The organism is Variovorax sp. Root318D1, from assembly GCF_001424835.1.
Lineage (GTDB): Bacteria > Pseudomonadota > Gammaproteobacteria > Burkholderiales > Burkholderiaceae_C > Variovorax.
Genome location: NZ_LMCQ01000003.1, coordinates 157,883 through 173,397, shown reverse-complemented (window position 1 = coordinate 173,397; position 15,515 = coordinate 157,883). Strand labels below are relative to the sequence as shown.

15 protein-coding genes and 1 tRNA gene are annotated in these 15,515 nt (G+C 65.9%); 4 read left to right on the top strand and 12 right to left on the bottom strand.

The window, feature by feature from the left end; translation table 11 throughout:
* Positions 1 to 13 precede the first annotated feature (13 nt).
* The 3 genes from prmB to ASC78_RS04470 all read left to right on the top strand — a co-directional run bounded on the left by prmB (position 14) and on the right by ASC78_RS04470 (position 3,591).
* The gene (gene prmB / locus ASC78_RS04480) at positions 14 to 895 is read left to right on the top strand and encodes a 50S ribosomal protein L3 N(5)-glutamine methyltransferase (protein ID WP_055796977.1); all 882 of its coding nucleotides are present in this window, start codon (positions 14 to 16) and stop codon (positions 893 to 895) included.
* Positions 896 to 1,042: 147 nt separating this feature from the next.
* Positions 1,043 to 3,064, top strand: coding sequence for an ABC-F family ATP-binding cassette domain-containing protein (locus tag ASC78_RS04475; RefSeq protein WP_055796974.1), 2,022 nt, complete (start codon positions 1,043 to 1,045; stop codon positions 3,062 to 3,064).
* A gap of 23 nt (positions 3,065 to 3,087) precedes the next feature.
* Positions 3,088 to 3,591: a hypothetical protein gene (locus ASC78_RS04470; RefSeq protein ID WP_055796971.1), complete on the top strand. Its 504-nt coding sequence runs from the start codon at positions 3,088 to 3,090 to the stop codon at positions 3,589 to 3,591.
* 227 nt (positions 3,592 to 3,818) lie between these two features.
* Here ASC78_RS04470 and ASC78_RS04465 read toward each other — a convergent pair.
* From ASC78_RS04465 to tolB, 5 genes are all read right to left on the bottom strand, one after another.
* Positions 3,819 to 3,894, bottom strand: a tRNA-Lys gene (locus ASC78_RS04465).
* A gap of 55 nt (positions 3,895 to 3,949) precedes the next feature.
* Positions 3,950 to 4,753, bottom strand: a complete 804-nt coding sequence (locus ASC78_RS04460) for a tRNA threonylcarbamoyladenosine dehydratase (RefSeq protein WP_055796968.1) — start codon at positions 4,751 to 4,753, stop codon at positions 3,950 to 3,952.
* Positions 4,754 to 4,811: 58 nt separating this feature from the next.
* Complete coding sequence (ybgF, locus tag ASC78_RS04455; protein ID WP_055796966.1) at positions 4,812 to 5,561, bottom strand: tol-pal system protein YbgF; 750 nt, start codon at positions 5,559 to 5,561, stop codon at positions 4,812 to 4,814.
* Positions 5,561 to 6,082, bottom strand: a complete 522-nt coding sequence (pal, locus tag ASC78_RS04450) for a peptidoglycan-associated lipoprotein Pal (protein ID WP_055796963.1) — start codon at positions 6,080 to 6,082, stop codon at positions 5,561 to 5,563. The genes ybgF and pal overlap by 1 nt, the downstream gene beginning before the upstream one ends.
* 25 nt (positions 6,083 to 6,107) lie before the next feature.
* Positions 6,108 to 7,334, bottom strand: coding sequence for a Tol-Pal system beta propeller repeat protein TolB (tolB, locus tag ASC78_RS04445; RefSeq protein ID WP_055796960.1), 1,227 nt, complete (start codon positions 7,332 to 7,334; stop codon positions 6,108 to 6,110).
* Positions 7,335 to 7,585: 251 nt separating this feature from the next.
* On the opposite strand from tolB, the gene msbA reads away from it, so the two are divergent.
* Positions 7,586 to 9,370 carry a lipid A export permease/ATP-binding protein MsbA gene (gene msbA, locus ASC78_RS04440; protein ID WP_055796957.1) on the top strand — a complete coding sequence of 595 codons (1,785 nt, stop codon included), beginning with the start codon at positions 7,586 to 7,588 and terminating at the stop codon, positions 9,368 to 9,370.
* A 7-nt stretch (positions 9,371 to 9,377) separates the two neighbouring features.
* Here the strand turns inward: msbA and rng are convergent, their stop codons facing one another.
* The 7 genes from rng to purD are packed head-to-tail and all read right to left on the bottom strand — an operon-like array spanning position 9,378 to position 15,511.
* Positions 9,378 to 10,904, bottom strand: a complete 1,527-nt coding sequence (gene rng, locus ASC78_RS04435) for a ribonuclease G (RefSeq protein WP_055796956.1) — start codon at positions 10,902 to 10,904, stop codon at positions 9,378 to 9,380.
* Positions 10,905 to 10,917: 13 nt separating this feature from the next.
* On the bottom strand, positions 10,918 to 11,523 hold the full coding sequence (locus tag ASC78_RS04430) for a Maf family protein (protein WP_055796953.1): 606 nt from the start codon (positions 11,521 to 11,523) through the stop codon (positions 10,918 to 10,920).
* Positions 11,520 to 11,987 (bottom strand): 23S rRNA (pseudouridine(1915)-N(3))-methyltransferase RlmH, encoded by a 468-nt coding sequence (rlmH, locus tag ASC78_RS04425; RefSeq protein ID WP_055796950.1) that lies wholly within the window; start codon positions 11,985 to 11,987, stop codon positions 11,520 to 11,522. Before rlmH ends, ASC78_RS04430 begins: the two co-directional genes overlap by 4 nt.
* Positions 11,984 to 12,664, bottom strand: a complete 681-nt coding sequence (gene rsfS, locus ASC78_RS04420; RefSeq protein ID WP_055796947.1) for a ribosome silencing factor — start codon at positions 12,662 to 12,664, stop codon at positions 11,984 to 11,986. Before rsfS ends, rlmH begins: the two co-directional genes overlap by 4 nt.
* Positions 12,664 to 13,299, bottom strand: a complete 636-nt coding sequence (gene nadD, locus ASC78_RS04415; protein WP_235504984.1) for a nicotinate (nicotinamide) nucleotide adenylyltransferase — start codon at positions 13,297 to 13,299, stop codon at positions 12,664 to 12,666. Before nadD ends, rsfS begins: the two co-directional genes overlap by 1 nt.
* Positions 13,296 to 14,213 (bottom strand): oxygen-dependent coproporphyrinogen oxidase, encoded by a 918-nt coding sequence (hemF, locus tag ASC78_RS04410; protein WP_055796941.1) that lies wholly within the window; start codon positions 14,211 to 14,213, stop codon positions 13,296 to 13,298. The genes nadD and hemF overlap by 4 nt, the downstream gene beginning before the upstream one ends.
* Positions 14,213 to 15,511, bottom strand: a complete 1,299-nt coding sequence (gene purD / locus ASC78_RS04405; RefSeq protein WP_055796938.1) for a phosphoribosylamine--glycine ligase — start codon at positions 15,509 to 15,511, stop codon at positions 14,213 to 14,215. Before purD ends, hemF begins: the two co-directional genes overlap by 1 nt.
* Between the last annotated feature and the right edge of the window lie 4 nt (positions 15,512 to 15,515).

The window sequence follows — 15,515 nt, the reverse complement described above, 5'->3', positions numbered from 1 at the left end:
CGGAGGTAATTCAGTGAGCACGGTCATCGAGCTGATCGAGGCCGGCGCCAAGCGGCTCGAAGACGCCGGCGTCGCCTTCGGCCACGGCACGGCCAACGCCTTCGACGAGGCCGCCTGGCTGGTTCTGTGGCGGCTGAAGCTGCCGCTCGACGACATCGACGCCGTGGCCAACACACCCGTCTCCCCGGCCGATGCGGGCAAGGTCGCCGCGCTGTTGGACGAGCGCATTGCCACACGCAAGCCTGCCGCCTACCTGACCAAGGAAGCCTGGCTGCAGGGCGTGCCCTTCTACGTGGACGAACGCGCCATCGTGCCGCGCAGCTTCATTGCCGAGCTGATGGCCGACGGCAGCATCGATTACTGGCTTGGCGAGCACACGCAGCGCGTGCTCGACCTGTGCACGGGCAATGGCAGCCTGGCCATCCTCGCGGCCATGACCTATCCGGAGACCACCGTGGACGCGGCTGACCTGTCGGTCGAAGCGCTCGAGGTGGCCGCCATCAATGTCTCGCGACACCAGCTCGACAGCCGCATCAGGTTGATCGAATCCGACGGCCTGGCCAACCTGCCCGGCCCGTACGACCTGGTGCTTTGCAACCCGCCGTACGTGAACAGCGCGAGCATGGCCGCCCTGCCCGCCGAATACCGCGCCGAGCCCGAACTGGCACTGGCCGGCGGAGACGACGGCATGGACTTCGTGCGCCGGCTTTTTGCCGACGCCCCCTCGCGCATGAGCGAAGAGGCCGTGCTGGTACTGGAAATCGGCAACGAGCGCGACTACTTCGAAGCGGCGTTTCCGCAGCTCGAAGTCGTGTGGCTTGAAACCTCCGCGGGCGAGGACCAGGTTCTGCTCGTGACCCGGGCCGCGCTGCTGGCCGGTGCCGGCGCTCGTTAGCTGCGCCAGCCCTCCCCCCTTCCTCCTCTGCCACGTTCCGCAGCCACGGCTGCGAACCCTACTTTCTACCGGGCGGCCTTCCCATTTGCCCCTTCGCGCCGAGCCGCCATGGCCGGGCGGGATAATCGCCCCTACGGTTCCTATTTCATGATTACTCTCAAAAACGTCATTCTTCGCCGCAGCGCCAAGGTTCTGCTCGACGGCGCCACCGTCACCATCAACCCTGGTGAAAAGGTCGGCCTCGTCGGGCGAAACGGCGCCGGCAAGTCGACCCTGTTCGCGCTCTTCAACGGCTCGCTGCACGAGGACGGCGGCGACTTCTACGTGCCCAAGCAGTGGCGCATGGCCCAGGTCGCGCAGGACATGCCTGAAACCGAGGAGTCGGCCACCGACTTCGTGGTGGGGGGCGACACCCGCCTGGCCGAGCTGCGCGCCACGCTGGCGGCCATTGAGGCCGCCTACGAGGCCAACCCCGACGACTCCGACATCGGCATGGAGTTGGCCCACGCCTACACCGACCTGGCCGACGCCGGCGAGCACGATGCCGTGCCGCGGGCCCAGGCCCTGATCCTCGGACTGGGATTCAAGTCGCACGAACTCGACGGCCCCGTCAACAGCTTTTCGGGCGGCTGGCGCATGCGCCTGCAACTGGCCCGCGCGCTGATGTGCCCGAGCGACCTGCTGCTGCTCGACGAACCCACCAACCACCTGGACCTGGACGCATTGGTGTGGCTGGAAGCCTGGCTGCAGAAATACGCCGGCACCATGATCGTCATCAGCCACGACCGCGAGTTTCTCGACGCCGTGACCGACGTGACCTTGCACATCGCCAACGCCCAGCTCACGCGCTACGGCGGCAACTACAGCAAGTTCGAGGACATGCGTGCGCTGCAGATGGAGCAACAGCAGGTCGCCTTCTCCAAGCAGCAGGACAAGATCGCCCACCTGCAAAAGTTCATCGACCGCTTCAAGGCCAAGGCCAGCAAAGCCAAGCAGGCGCAAAGCCGGGTCAAGGCGCTGGAGCGCATGGAAAGGGTTGCGCCGCTCCTGGCCGAAGCCGACTTCACCTTCGAGTTCAAGGAGCCGGGCAACATCCCCAACCCGATGCTGTCGATCAGCAACGCCAGCTTCGGCTACGAGATCGAAGGCGAAGAACCCAAGACCATCCTGCGCGGCGTGAGCCGCTCGGTGCTGGCAGGCCAGCGCATCGGCATCCTGGGCGCCAACGGCCAGGGCAAGTCGACGCTGGTGAAGACCATCGCGCGCGAAATGGGCGCATTGGCCGGCCAGGTCACCGAAGGCAAGGGCCTCAACATCGGCTACTTCGCGCAACAGGAACTCGACGTGCTGCGCCCGCAGGACAACCCGCTCGAACACATGGTTCGCATGGCCCGCGAGCTGGGCAGCGCCGTCAAGGAAAGCACCGGAGAGCAGGCCTTGCGCGGCTTCCTCGGCAGCTTCAACTTCAGCGGCGACATGGTGAAGCAACCCGTCGGCACCATGAGCGGCGGCGAAAAGGCGCGCCTGGTGCTCGCGATGATGGTGTGGCAGCGCCCCAACCTGCTGCTGCTGGACGAGCCCACCAACCACCTGGACCTGGCCACGCGCGAGGCCCTGGCCGTGGCGCTGAACGAGTTCGAAGGCACGCTGATGCTGGTGAGTCACGACCGCGCACTGCTGCGCTCGGTGTGCGACGAGTTCTGGCTCGTGGGACGCGGCGTGGTCGCCGATTTCGACGGCGACCTGGACGACTACCAGCGCTACCTGCTCGACGAAGCCAAGCGGCTGCGAGAGGAAGCCAAGATTGCCGTACGGGACGCCGCCGCCGCGATCGCCGCCGAACCCGTGGCCATTGCTGCTCCTGCACCCGCCGCCATCGAAGCTGCCGCCGCAAACAAGAATCCGCAGCAGCGCAAGCAGGACGCCCAGGGGCGCCAGCAGCGCAGCGACCAGGCCAAGCCGATCAAGCGCGAGATCGCGCAGATCGACGAACGGCTGGCCGCGGCAGGCACCGAGCGCGCCGCGCTCGAAGCGCGCCTGGCACAGCCCCTGCCGTCCGCCGAGATTGCAGAGGCGGGCAAGCGCCTGAAGACCCTCAACGACGAAATCGGCCGACTCGAAGAGCGCTGGCTGGCCCTGTCGGACCAGCTCGAGACGCTGGCGGCCTGAACCCTGCAAAGGAGGCACCTCGCATGCCGTCTGCCATCGAACTGGCCCGGGGCGACGAAAAGCTGATTGCGGCCATCCACCGCAGCCGCCGCCTGATCGGCCGCAAGGCGTTGATGGCCGCGGCCGCCAGTGCCATTCCGTTGCCGGGCATCGACTGGGCCGCCGACGCGGCCCTGCTCACACGCCTGGTGCCGCAGATCAGCGCCGAGTTCGGCCTTTCCGTCACGCAGGTCGAAAAGCTCGCACCGCATCAACGCGAACGCATCCAGAAGGCCGCCACCACGGTGGGTGCCTTGCTGGTGGGCCGGCTCGTCACGCGCGAGCTGCTGATCAAACTCGCCCGGTATGCGGGCGTGAAGCTCACTGCCAAGCAGGCCACCAAGTACGTGCCGGTTGCCGGGCAGATCGTGTCCGCCGCGCTCGGCTATGCGGCCTTGCGAGCCCTCGGCGAGCAGCACATCAAGGATTGCGTTCGCGTGAGCACGACGCTCGCCCTGTCGCCGCCCGAACCGCATTCGCCCGCCTGAAGGCGCAATCGTCGAACAAGACAATTTCTTCTGGTCAGGTGGCATGCAGGTTCAGCGAACATAGTGAAGGCTCTCCCTGTGGCCTGCACTCCCTCTGATCCTCCCTCCTCCAGCAGGTCACCTTCCAGCCCGCCTTTGTGCGGGCTGCTTTTTTTGCTGTGCAGCAAGAAGTGATTCAGCCGACGCAGCATAAAAAAAGCCGCTCGATGGAGCGGCTTCTTGAGGGGTGGTAGGACGTACTGGATTCGAACCAGTGACCAACGGATTAAAAGTCCGCTGCTCTACCAACTGAGCTAACGTCCCGGAACCATTTTTCGTTTTGAAGATTTGCCAGTAGCAAATGCAGCAAAGCCAAAGATTATAGCGCGGCGCTGCTCGCAATCTTGTCGAGAACCCAACCTGCCGCACATTGGCCGAAAGTGGCCGTCACGCTCACCACCGAGCCGTAGCCGTGGCAGTTGAGCGAGCCGTCGCCTTCGATGGCGCAGGAGGCATCGGGCGGCGCGACGCTCTCGCGGCTGAAGACGCAGGTGACGCCGATCTTGCGGCCCTCGCGCGGAGCGCCATGCTCCTTGCGAAGGCGCTGGCGCAGCTGGGCCAGCAGCGGGTCGTGAGTGACGAGCGAGAGATCGTCGATGTCGACCTTGTGCGCCTGTCGCTTGCCGCCAGCCGCACCTGCGGTAACGAAAGCCGTGCCCGAGGCGCGCGCCCATGCGGCCATAGTGAGCTTGGCCTTCACCTGGTCGCAGGCATCGATGATGGCAGTTGCGGGGCCATTGGCTTGCTGCGCCGTTTCGAGCAGCGTCGTCCAGTTGCCTGGTTCGACGAACTCGTCGATCGCGAGCACCTTGCACTCCGGGTTGATCTGCGCAATGCGGTCACGCATGGCCTCGACCTTGGCTCGCCCAACCGTCGAGTCGAGCGCATGGATCTGCCGGTTGATGTTCGACTCCGACACATGGTCGAGATCGACCAGCGTCAGCCGACCCACTCCACTGCGCGCCAACGCTTCGACGGCCCACGAGCCGACACCGCCGATGCCGACGACGAGCACATGGGCGTTCCGGATGCGCGCAGCACCAGCCACGCCGTAAAGGCGTTCGAGGCCGCCGAAGCGGCGCGCATAGTCGGGCGCCGCCGCGGTGTCGGTGACGACATCCACGGCGGCGTTCGATGCTTGCGAAAGGGTTGCTGCGCTCAAGCGGAGAGCTCCGCCGGCGTCAGCGCAGACGCGAGAGACGCTCGCGGCCCGCCTGTGCGGCTTCGGATTGCGGATAGGCCTTGGTCAGGTCTTCCAGCGTGCGGCGCGCGGCGCGCGTGTCCTTCAGCTCGATCTGGCAGTTGGCAATCGACAGCACGGCCTCGGGAGCCTTGGCGTGGTCGGGTGCCAGCGACAGCATGGAGCGGAAGTTGGCAATGGCCTCGTTGTAGTTGCGCGTGGCGTACTGCGCATTGCCGAGCCAGAACAGCGCGGATGCGTTGTAGCCGCTTTGCGGGTAGCGCTTGACGAACTCCGCGAACGCGGTTTGCGCCTGCGCGAACTGGCCCGCGCGGAAGATACCGAGCGCCGCATCGAAGTCGGCTTTTTCCTTGGGATCGGCAGTGAATTCGCGACCGTCCACCGAAACCTTTGCGGGTTCGTTCTGCTTGAGCCGGTCGTCGATGGTGGTCTGGCGCGACTGCAGTTCGCTCAGCGTGCGCTGCAACTGCTCGTTCTGCCCGGTCATACGTGCAAGGTCGCCCCGCATCTGCTCGATCTGGTTTTGCAGTTCGAGCAGGCTGCGGCGCAGCTGGCCGTTTTCGTCGGTCAGCCGCTGATCGGTCTGCTGGCGCATCGCCTCCACCCGCTGCCGCAGGTCAAGGATGGCTCGGCGCGCCTCATCATCCTCGAACAATGCAGCTTGCGAGCCGATCGAAACGCAAAGCAAGGCGGCAGCCAGGGCCGCGCCTCGCAACAAGGCGCGTTGCATCACCGTGTGTATCGAATTTCAGCGCGGCGGTTCTGCGCCCAGGCTTCTTCGCCCGAACCCTGGGCCGCCGGCTTTTCCTTACCGAAGCTCACGGCTTCGATCTGGGCGTCGTTCACACCCAGGAGCGTGAGCGCGCGGCGGACGGCTTCGGAGCGCTTCTGGCCGAGTGCCAGGTTGTACTCGCGGCCGCCGCGTTCGTCGGTGTGGCCTTCAATGGAAATGCGGCGCTGCTGGTTGGCCTTGAGGAAACGGGCATGGCCGTCGATCAGGGCTTGGAACTCGGGCTTGACCGTGTAGCTGTCGAAGTCAAAATAGACGATCCGTTCGATCCCGACCGGGCCTTGCGCGGTGGAGGCATTGGGATCGATGGAGACGGGAGCGACTGCACTCGCGCTGCCCTGCTGCTGGCCACCGGCGGAGCCGGAGCGGTCGGTTACCGGTGCATCGTTGAGCTTGGTGCCCGACGAGCAACCGGCAATCAGGGCCACGATGGCCAGCGAATAAATCGTACGTTTCAACATTGGGTACTCCTCAAATAAACCTTGATCATTGCTTTTGAAACGGACCCCAGTCCGGTTCTCTTATGTCTCCCGCCTGCCCGGCCAGCCGTGCTTTTATCTTGCCGTCGAGCGTGGTCGTCATGAGCGCTTCGCGGCCTTGCAGCTGCGTTGCATAGACGATCAGCTTGCTGTTGGGTGCGAAACTTGGACTCTCGTCTGCCGAGGTGTCGGTGATGGCCGAGACGTTGCCGGTGGCCAACTCCATCACATGGAGTTTGAACGCACCCCCCACGCGGGAGATGTAGGCCAACCACCGGCCATCGCCGCTGACAGACGGAGAAATGTTGTAGGTGCCGCTGAAGGTCACACGGGTCGGCGCGCCGCCGCTGGCGCCCATCTTGTAGATCTGCGGTGCACCGCCGCGATCGCTCACGAAGTAGATGGTGCTGCCGTCGGCCGAGTATGCAGGTTCGGTGTCGATGCTGGCGCTTTGCGTCAGGCGGCGCGGCTCGCCGCCGCCTGCCGGAATGGTGTAGAGCTGCGAGCCGCCGTCGCGGCTCAGCGTGACGGCCAGCGAGCCGCCATCGGGTGCCCATGCCGGTGCGCTGTTGGAGCCGCGGAAGTTCGCCAGCAGGCGGCGCTGTCCGCTCGCCACGTTGTGCACGTAAACCACGGGCTTGCGCGATTCGAAGGACACGTAGGCCAACTGCTGCCCGTTGGGCGACCAGCACGGCGAGATGATGGGTTCCGGGCTTGCGAGCGCGGCCTGCGAGTTCTCGCCATCGGCGTCCGCCACCCACAGCGCGTATCGGTTGCCGCCCTTGGTCACATAGGCGATGCGCGTCGAGAAGATGCCCTTGTCACCCGTCAGTTTCTCGTAGACGTAGTCGGCAATGCGGTGCGATGCGAGCCGCAGGTCGCCTTGCGGCACGGTGTAGCTCTGGCCGCCGAGGTCTTGCCCGCGCACCACGTCCCACAGGCGAAAGCGCACATCGAAGCGGCCGTCGGCCAAGCGCGTGACGCTGCCGACCACGAGCGAATCCGCCGTGCGCTGGCGCCAGAGCGAGAGATCGGGGCGCGAGGCTTCGTCGAGCGCCTGGCCCGAGGCATCGACGCCCCGGAACTGGCCGCTGCGTTCCAAGTCGGCCTGAACGATGTCGGAGATTTTCTGCGGCGATGCGTCCTGTCCCTTGAACGGAACCAGCGCGATCGGCCGCTGCGTGAGGCCCACGCCCGACACCTCGACCCGGAACTGGGCGAGCGCGGGCAGCATGGGAGTTCCAGCAAGAGCCGCAATCAACGTGCGGCGTGCAAAAAACGATGAAGAAGGAGTTGAAAAGGAAACTGGCAACGGCTTGTTCATGCGGTTCGGAGATGTTTCGGGGTAAAAAGTTCTCCCCAAGTGCGACGGGCCACATGTTACACACTGGTTTGGCCGCAAAATCACAAAAGGTGTATCGGTCGGTGCAGTCCTACAGCGGCGCCATCAAAGCGTCTGTCGGGCCCCCCGTAGAATCCGCCGCCATGCAAGCATCCCCCGGCAGCGAGACCGCGCGCCCTCCCCTGATGCGCCGGCTGGCGCGACTCATGACCTGGTTCGGCGGCTCGCGCCAATGGTGGGCGGTCGCGCTCATTGGCGCCCTGATGGCGGCCATCACCGAGCCGCTGATGGCCGCACTGCTGAAGCCGCTGCTCGACCGCGGCTTCAACCGTGGGCAGCTGGCGCTGTGGATGGTGCCGGCGGCTGTGCTGCTGCTGTTTGCGGTGCGCGGCATTGCCCAGTTCATTTCGCAGTATGCGCTCTCGCGCATTGCCAACGAAGGCATGCAGCGGCTGCGCCGCGTGCTGTTCCAGCGCTTGCTGGGCGCAGAGCTGGCCCTGTTCTCGCGCCAGTCGGCAAGCACGCTTTCCAACACCGTGGTGTACGAAGTGCAGACCGGCTCCATGCTGCTGGTGCAGGCACTGCTCGGCCTTTCGCGCGACGGCTTCACGCTGGTGGCGCTGCTCGCCTACCTCGTCTATCTGAATTGGAAGCTCACGCTCATCGTCGCCTTCCTGGTGCCGAGCATCTCGTGGATCATGAAGGTGTTTTCCAAGCGCCTGTACCGCCTCACGCAGCAGGGACAGCAGGCCACCGACGAGCTGGCCTATGTGGTGGAAGAAAACGTGCTTGCGCACCGCATGGTGCGGCTGCACGGGGCCGAGGAAGCGCAAGGCGAGCGCTTCGAGCAACTGAGCCAGCGCCTGAACCGGCTGGCCGTGAAATCAACCATCGCGCAAGCGGCCACCACGCCGCTCACGCAGATGATGGCGTCGCTCGCGCTGTCGGTCGTGGTGATGATCGCGCTCTGGCAGAGCGGCGAGCAGGGGCTGACCGTGGGCGGATTTGTCGCCTACATCACGGCCATGCTGATGCTGATCGCACCGATCCGTCGCCTGGCCGACATGGCCGCGCCGATCACACGAGGCCTCGCCGCGCTCGAGCGCGGCCTGGTGCTCATCGACGACGTGGCCCCCGAGCCGCAGGGCACGTTCAGCCTCGCGCATGCGCAAGGCCGCATCGAACTTCGCGACGTGAAGGTCAGCTACCGCGGGGAGGATGAAGCCCGTGCGCTCGACGGCGTCAACCTGGCCATCGAGCCGGGCCAGGTGGTCGCCTTCGTCGGCCCCTCGGGATCGGGCAAGACGACGCTGGTCAATCTGCTGCCGCGCTTCGTGCTGCCCAGCGGCGGACAAGTGCTGCTCGACGGCCACGACACCAGCGAATGGGAACTCAAGAGCCTGCGCGCGCAATTCGCCATGGTGAGCCAGGACGTGGTGATGCTCAACGACACGCTGGCCGCCAATGTGGCGCTGGGCTCCGAAATCGATCGCGCGCGGGTGCAGCAATGCATCGAGGCCGCTAACCTCGCGAGCCATGTCGAGAGCCTGCCGGAGGGCGTGGACACGGTGCTTGGCCACAACGCGACGCAGTTGTCGGGCGGCCAGCGCCAGCGCCTGGCTATTGCGCGCGCTCTCTACAAGAATGCGCCCATCCTGCTGCTCGACGAAGCCACCTCGGCCCTCGACACGGAATCGGAGCGGCTGGTTCAGGACGCCCTGCACCGCTTGATGCAGAACCGCACCACGCTCATCGTCGCGCACCGGTTATCGACCATCCAGCATGCCGACCGCATCATCGTGATGGAACAAGGCCGGGTGGCCGAGCAAGGCAGCCATGCGCAGCTGATGGCGCTTGACGGGCTCTACGCCCGCCTGCAGACGCTGGCCGTGCGCAGCGCGACTCCGGGACAGGACCCGACGCTCTGACAGGCCGTCAGAGCAGCACGATGTCGTACTGGCCCTGCCCGATGGCGGGCTCGGACTGCAACGAAATCGGCTTGCCGATGAAGTCGCTGAGGCCCGCCAGGTGCTGGCTTTCCTCATCGAGAAAAAGCTCGATCACCTGCGGCGATGACACGATGCGGAACTCACGCGGCGTGAACTGCCGCGCCTCGCGCAATATCTCGCGCATGGCGTCGTAGGCCACGCTGCGCGCGGTCTTCACGATGCCCTGCCCGCCGCACGCGACGCAGGGCTCGCACAGCATGTGGGCCAGCGATTCGCGCGTGCGCTTGCGCGTCATCTCGACAAGCCCGAGCTGCGAGAAGCCGCCGGCCGTTGTCTTGACGCGGTCGCGCGCAAGCTGCTTGCGAAACTCCGCCAGCACCTGTTCGCGGTGGTCGTCGCGGCCCATGTCGATGAAGTCGACGATGATGATCCCGCCCAGGTTGCGCAGCCGCAATTGCCGCGCAATGGCTTGCGCCGCTTCCAGGTTGGTCTTGAAGATGGTGTCGTCGAAATTGCGCGCACCGACGAAGCCGCCGGTGTTCACGTCCACCGTGGTGAGGGCCTCGGTCTGGTCCACCACAAGGTAGCCGCCCGACTTGAGTTCGACCCGCCGGCCCAGCGCCTTGGCAATTTCCTCGTCGACCGAATACAGGTCGAAGATCGGCCGTTCACCCTTGTAGTGCTGCAGCTTGCCGGCCGCCTGCGGCATGTATTCGAGCCCGAACTTGAGCAGCACCTCGAACTGTTCGCGCGAATCAATGCGGATGGTCTGCGTGTCTTCGCTGGTCATGTCGCGCAGCACGCGCTGCAGCAGGCTCAGGTCCTGGTGCAACAACGACATTGGCGGCATCTTGCCCGACGCCTCACGGATGCGCGACCAGGTCTTGCGCAGGTAGGCGATGTCTTCGGCCAGTTCGGCATCGGACGAGTCTTCGCCGTTGGTACGCAGGATGAAGCCGCCCGTGTTGGCGGGCACCACGCCGCCGCTGTCGGCCGCCGCGGCCGCCTCGATCAAGGCGAGCATGCGCGTGCGCAACGATTCGCGCTGGTCCGAAGGGATCTTCTGCGAAACGCCGATGTGATTGTCCTGCGGCAGAAACACCAGCAGCCGACCGGCAATGCTGATCTGCGTCGACAGCCGCGCGCCCTTGGTGCCGATCGGATCCTTGATCACCTGCACCAGCAGCGACTGGCCTTCAAACACCTGCTTCTCGATGGGCACGATCGGCCCGCCGTTGCGGTGGTCGCGCTCGGGTGCCGGTGTGCTGGGGCGCGAACCCGGCGTGAACGGCGCCACGATGTCGGCCACGTGCAGAAAGGCCGTGCGTTCCAGGCCCACATCGATGAAGGCCGACTGCATGCCTGGCAGCACGCGCGACACCTTGCCAAGGTAGATGTTTCCGACCAGCCCGCGCTCCAACGTGCGTTCGACGTGCAGCTCTTGTACCGCGCCGTGCTCGACCAGCGCCACACGGGTCTCCTGCGGGGACCAGTTGATCAGGATGTCTTGCATGGGATTGGAATTCTCAGGTATTGAAACCGGCGCTGCGAAGGAGCTGCGCGGTCTCGAACATCGGGAGTCCCATGATGCCCGAATAGGAGCCGCTGATGTGCTCGATGAACGCGGCCGCCGCGCCTTGGATCGCATAGGCGCCAGCCTTGCCGAGCGGCTCGCCGCTCTCGGCATAGCGCGCGATCTGCTTCTTGGTTATGGCCGCGAAGCGCACGCGCGAAACACTGAGTGCCGCATGGCGGCGGCGGCCATGCTGCAGCGCCACGGCCGTTAGCACGCGATGCGTGGTGCCAGACAAGAGCGCGAGCATGCGCTCGGCATCGCGGGCATCGTCGGGCTTGCCGAGGATGCTGCGCCCCAAGGCCACCGTGGTGTCGGCGCAGAGCACCGGTGCATCGGCGAGCCCGAGGCGCTTGCGCCGCGCAACCGCGGCATCCAGCTTGAGCGCAGTGACGCGCTGTACGTAGGCGGTGGGAGATTCGTTGGCCAGCACCGCCTCGAGCGATTCGGCATCTTCTTCAGGACCGGCAAGGAGGAGCTCGTGGCGAACGCCGAATTGGCCGAGCAGTTGGGCGCGGCGCGGGCTCTGCGACGCGAGGTAGATGAAGTCTGGTGTCATTCCCGGTGGTACGGATGGCCCGCGTTGACCGACCAGGCCCGATACAGCTGCTCCACGAGCAGCACGCGCGCCATCGCATGCGGCAGGGTCAGGTCGGAAAGGCGGATGCGCTCATGCGCCGCGGCCTTGAAGGCCGGGTCGAGCCCGTCGGGCCCGCCGATGACGAGGGCCACGTCATCGCCCCCGCCCTGCCAGGCTTGCAGGCGCGAGGCCAGCGCCTTGGTGGTGAGCGCGGTGCCGCGCTCATCGAGCACCACGATGCGCATGCCCCTGGCAATGGCGCCTTCGATGCGCTCGCGCTCGGCAGCGTAGATGGTTTCGAGCGACTTGGAACCGCGGGGTTCGGTCTTGACGGCCCGCAGCTCAAGCTTGAGCTCGGGCGGGAAGCGCTTGGCGTAGTCGTCCCAGGCAGTCTGCGCCCAGTCGGGCATGCGTTGCCCGACGGCGACCACCAGGAGCTTCATGCGCGGCGGGCTGGCGCCTTCTTGGCAGGCGCCTTCTTTGCCGCGGGCTTCTTTGCCGCGGGTTTCTTTGCGTCCGGCTTGCCGACCACCTTGACCGGCACGCGCGCGGTCGTGGTCTTCTTGGCCGGCGCCTTCCTGGCGGCGGTTTTCTTGGCTGGGCTGCGGCTGGCCTTCTCGGCCTTGGCTTCCTGCTCGGCCGCGCGGATGGCGGTCTTGGCCGCACTGGTACGGCGCAGGTTGGGCATTTTGGCCGCCACCGGCTTCTTCTCCTCGATGACCTTGGAGGCCGTGGCAAGCGCCGGCTTGGTGCCGCCGAGCTTGGCGCGCACGGGCTTGTCGCCCCAGATCTCTTCGAGGTGGTAGTACTGGCGGATGGCGGGCTGCATGATGTGCGCAACAGCGGCGCCGCAGTCCACGATGATCCACTCGCCGTTGTCCTCGCCCTCGATGCGCGGCTTGCCGAAGCCGGCCTCTCGCACCGCATCGCGAACGCTGGCGGCCAGCGCCTTGGTCTGGCGGTTGGAGGTGCCCGAGGCAACGATCACGCGTTCGAACAGCGGTGAAAGATGCTCTGTGTCGAAAACCTGGATGTCCTGCGCCTTGACGTCTTCGAGTCCATCGATGATGGCTCGCTGGAGTTTTTGGGTGTCTTTCTTGGCGGCGGCTTCAGTGGTCATCAGGCAGGGCGGTAAAGGTGGTGTTGGTCAATATAGCGTGCAACGGCTGGCGGAACCAGCGAGGAAATGTTCTCGCCAAGCGCCGCGCGCCGCCGTATGTCGGTGGCGCTGGTGTCCATGGCCGGCAGTTCGAGCGCTTCGAAACGCGCGCCAGCCGGAAGGCCGGGCAGCAACTTCGGATCAAAACGAGCAGTGCCGCCCGTCGATAATGCGCGATACGCTACAGAAACAATAGCAATGCCGAGTATAGCCTGCCAGCCGTGCCATGTCGGCAACGCGCTGGCCTGGTCGGCGCCCATGATCAGAACCAGTTGGGCGCCGGGCTGCTCTTGCTGCAATTCGTGCAGGGTGTCGAGCGTGTAGGTGGGTCCGTTGCGCAGCACTTCACGGCTGTCGATCACCACCGTGCCCTTCAATCCCGAGAAGGCCAGCTGGGTCATTGCCAAGCGGTCTTGTGCTGGCGTCAGGGCCCGGCTCTTGTGCCAGGCCTGTCCCGTGGGTATGACGTGCAATTCGGCCAGGCCGAGCTGCGCAAGCGCCGCCTCGGCCAATGCCACGTGGGCGTTATGCGGCGGATCGAAGGCGCCGCCAAAAATGCCGATGCGCGGGGGTGATTTGCTGGCGGAAGTGTTCACAACCATTCGCGCCGCACGATGAAGTCGCTGTAGAGCGCGGCTTCGGGGCTGCCCGGCTCCGGCTGCTGGCGGTAGGCCCAGCTTGCGAGCGGCGGCATCGACAGCAGAATCGATTCGGTGCGCCCGCCCGACTGAAGCCCGAAGTGCGTACCGCGGTCCCACACGAGGTTGAACTCCACGTAGCGTCCGCGCCGGTAGAGCTGAAATGTCCGTTCGCGCTCGCCCCAAGGCATGGCGCGGCGGCGCTCCACGATGGGAAGATAAGCCGGCAAGAAGGCATTGCCCACGGAGCGCAGCATTGCAAACGCGTTCTCGAATCCGCCCTCGGCGAAGTCGTCGAAAAAGATGCCGCCGATGCCGCGCTGTTCGTTGCGGTGCTTGAGAAAGAAATACTCGTCGCACCAGGTCTTGAAGCGGGGGTATTTGTCGTCGCCGAAAGCAGCGAGCGCATCGCGGCACGCGGTGTGAAAGTGCACCGCGTCTTCTTCGAAACCGTAGCAGGGCGTCAGATCCATGCCGCCGCCGAACCAGCACACCGGCTCCTTGCCCTCGGGCAGCGCGGCCAGCATGCGCACGTTCATGTGAACGATGGGCACGTAGGGGTTGCGCGGATGGAACACCAGCGAAACGCCCATGGCCTCGAAAGGCGCCCCCGCGAGTTCAGGCCGGTTCTGCGTGGCCGATGGCGGAAGCTTGGGCCCGCGCACCTGCGAGAAGCCGCAGCCCGCGCGCTCGAACAGCTCGCCGCCCTCGAGGATGCAGGTGAGGCCGCTGCCTTGCAGCGCCTCGCCGGGATCTTTTTGCCAGGTGTCGCGCGTGCAGGTACCACCGTCGGCCGCTTCAACGGCCGCGACGATGTCCTGCTGCAGTTTGCGCAGGTAATCGCCGACCGCGGCCGGATTGGTCTGTTGCATCAGGCGTGCGGGTTGCCGCGCGCGTGGACCGCGCGGTGCCCGATGTCCTTGCGGTATTGCGCTCCGTCGAAATTGATGCGCGCGGCGACCTCGTAGGCCCTTTGCTGCGCAAGCTTGACGCTGTCGGCCAGCGCCGTCACGCACAGCACGCGGCCGCCGCTGGTCTTGAGCTCGCCGTCCTGCTGCGTGGTGCCGGCGTGGAACACCACGGCATCGGGCGCTTCTGCCGGAATGCCGGTGATGCGGTCGCCCTTGCGCGGCGCGAGCGGATAGCCGTGCGCCGCCATCACCACGCCAAGCGCCACGCGCCGGTCCCACTGCAGCTCGACCTGGTCGAGCGTGCCGTCGGTGGCGTGCCAGAACACTTCGAACAGGTCGGACTTGAGCCGCATCATGATCGGCTGCGTTTCGGGGTCGCCCATGCGGCAATTGAATTCGAGCGTCTTCGGGTGCCCTGCCGCGTCGATCATGAGACCGGCGTACAGGAAGCCCGTGAACGGAATGCCGTCCTTTTCCATGCCGCGGATGGTCGGCAGGATGATCTCGCGCATGGCGCGCGCATGCACCTCGGCCGTGACCACCGGCGCGGGCGAATACGCGCCCATGCCGCCCGTGTTGGGCCCTTCGTCGTTGTCGAGCAGGCGCTTGTGATCCTGGCTGGTGGCCAGTGCGGTCACGTTCTTGCCGTCGCACAGCACGATGAAGCTGGCTTCCTCGCCCTGCAGGAATTCTTCGATGACGACGCGCGCGCCGCCGTCGTTGTGCGACACGCCGAACTTGTTGTCGACCAGCATGAAGTCGACCGCCTCGTGCGCCTCTTGCGCGGTCATGGCCACCACCACGCCCTTGCCGGCGGCCAGGCCGTCGGCCTTGACGACGATGGGAGCGCCCTTGGCGTCGATGTAGGCATGGGCCGCGGCCGCATCGGTGAAGGCCTCGTACTCGGCGGTGGGGATCTTGTGGCGCTTCATGAACGCCTTGGAGAACGCCTTGGAGCTCTCCAGTTGCGCAGCGGCCCGCGTGGGCCCGAAGATGCGCAGACCGTGGGCGCGAAATTCGTCCACCACGCCGGCCGCAAGGGGTGCTTCGGGGCCGACGACGGTGAGCGAGATCTTTTCCTTGGCGGCCCACTCGCGCAGCGCGGCGGGCTCGGTGATGTCGATGCAGTCGTAGCGCTCGTCGCTCACGGTGCCGCCGTTGCCCGGCGCCACGTACACGCGGCTGACCCGGCTGGCCTGCGCCAGCCGCCACGCCAATGCGTGTTCCCGGCCCCCTCCTCCAATTACCAGTACCTTCATTCGT

Coding starts and splice junctions, on each gene's coding strand:
- ASC78_RS04475 (WP_055796974.1), top strand. CDS start 1,043: ATGATTACTCTCAAAAACGTCATTCTTCGCCGCAGCGCCAAGGTTCTG.
- ASC78_RS04470 (WP_055796971.1), top strand. CDS start 3,088: ATGCCGTCTGCCATCGAACTGGCCCGGGGCGACGAAAAGCTGATTGCG.
- ybgF (WP_055796966.1), bottom strand. CDS start 5,561: ATGCAACGCGCCTTGTTGCGAGGCGCGGCCCTGGCTGCCGCCTTGCTT.
- pal (WP_055796963.1), bottom strand. CDS start 6,082: ATGTTGAAACGTACGATTTATTCGCTGGCCATCGTGGCCCTGATTGCC.
- tolB (WP_055796960.1), bottom strand. CDS start 7,334: ATGCTGCCCGCGCTCGCCCAGTTCCGGGTCGAGGTGTCGGGCGTGGGC.
- msbA (WP_055796957.1), top strand. CDS start 7,586: ATGCAAGCATCCCCCGGCAGCGAGACCGCGCGCCCTCCCCTGATGCGC.
- rng (WP_055796956.1), bottom strand. CDS start 10,904: ATGCAAGACATCCTGATCAACTGGTCCCCGCAGGAGACCCGTGTGGCG.
- ASC78_RS04430 (WP_055796953.1), bottom strand. CDS start 11,523: ATGACACCAGACTTCATCTACCTCGCGTCGCAGAGCCCGCGCCGCGCC.
- rlmH (WP_055796950.1), bottom strand. CDS start 11,987: ATGAAGCTCCTGGTGGTCGCCGTCGGGCAACGCATGCCCGACTGGGCG.
- rsfS (WP_055796947.1), bottom strand. CDS start 12,664: ATGACCACTGAAGCCGCCGCCAAGAAAGACACCCAAAAACTCCAGCGA.
- hemF (WP_055796941.1), bottom strand. CDS start 14,213: ATGCAACAGACCAATCCGGCCGCGGTCGGCGATTACCTGCGCAAACTG.
- purD (WP_055796938.1), bottom strand. CDS start 15,511: ATGAAGGTACTGGTAATTGGAGGAGGGGGCCGGGAACACGCATTGGCG.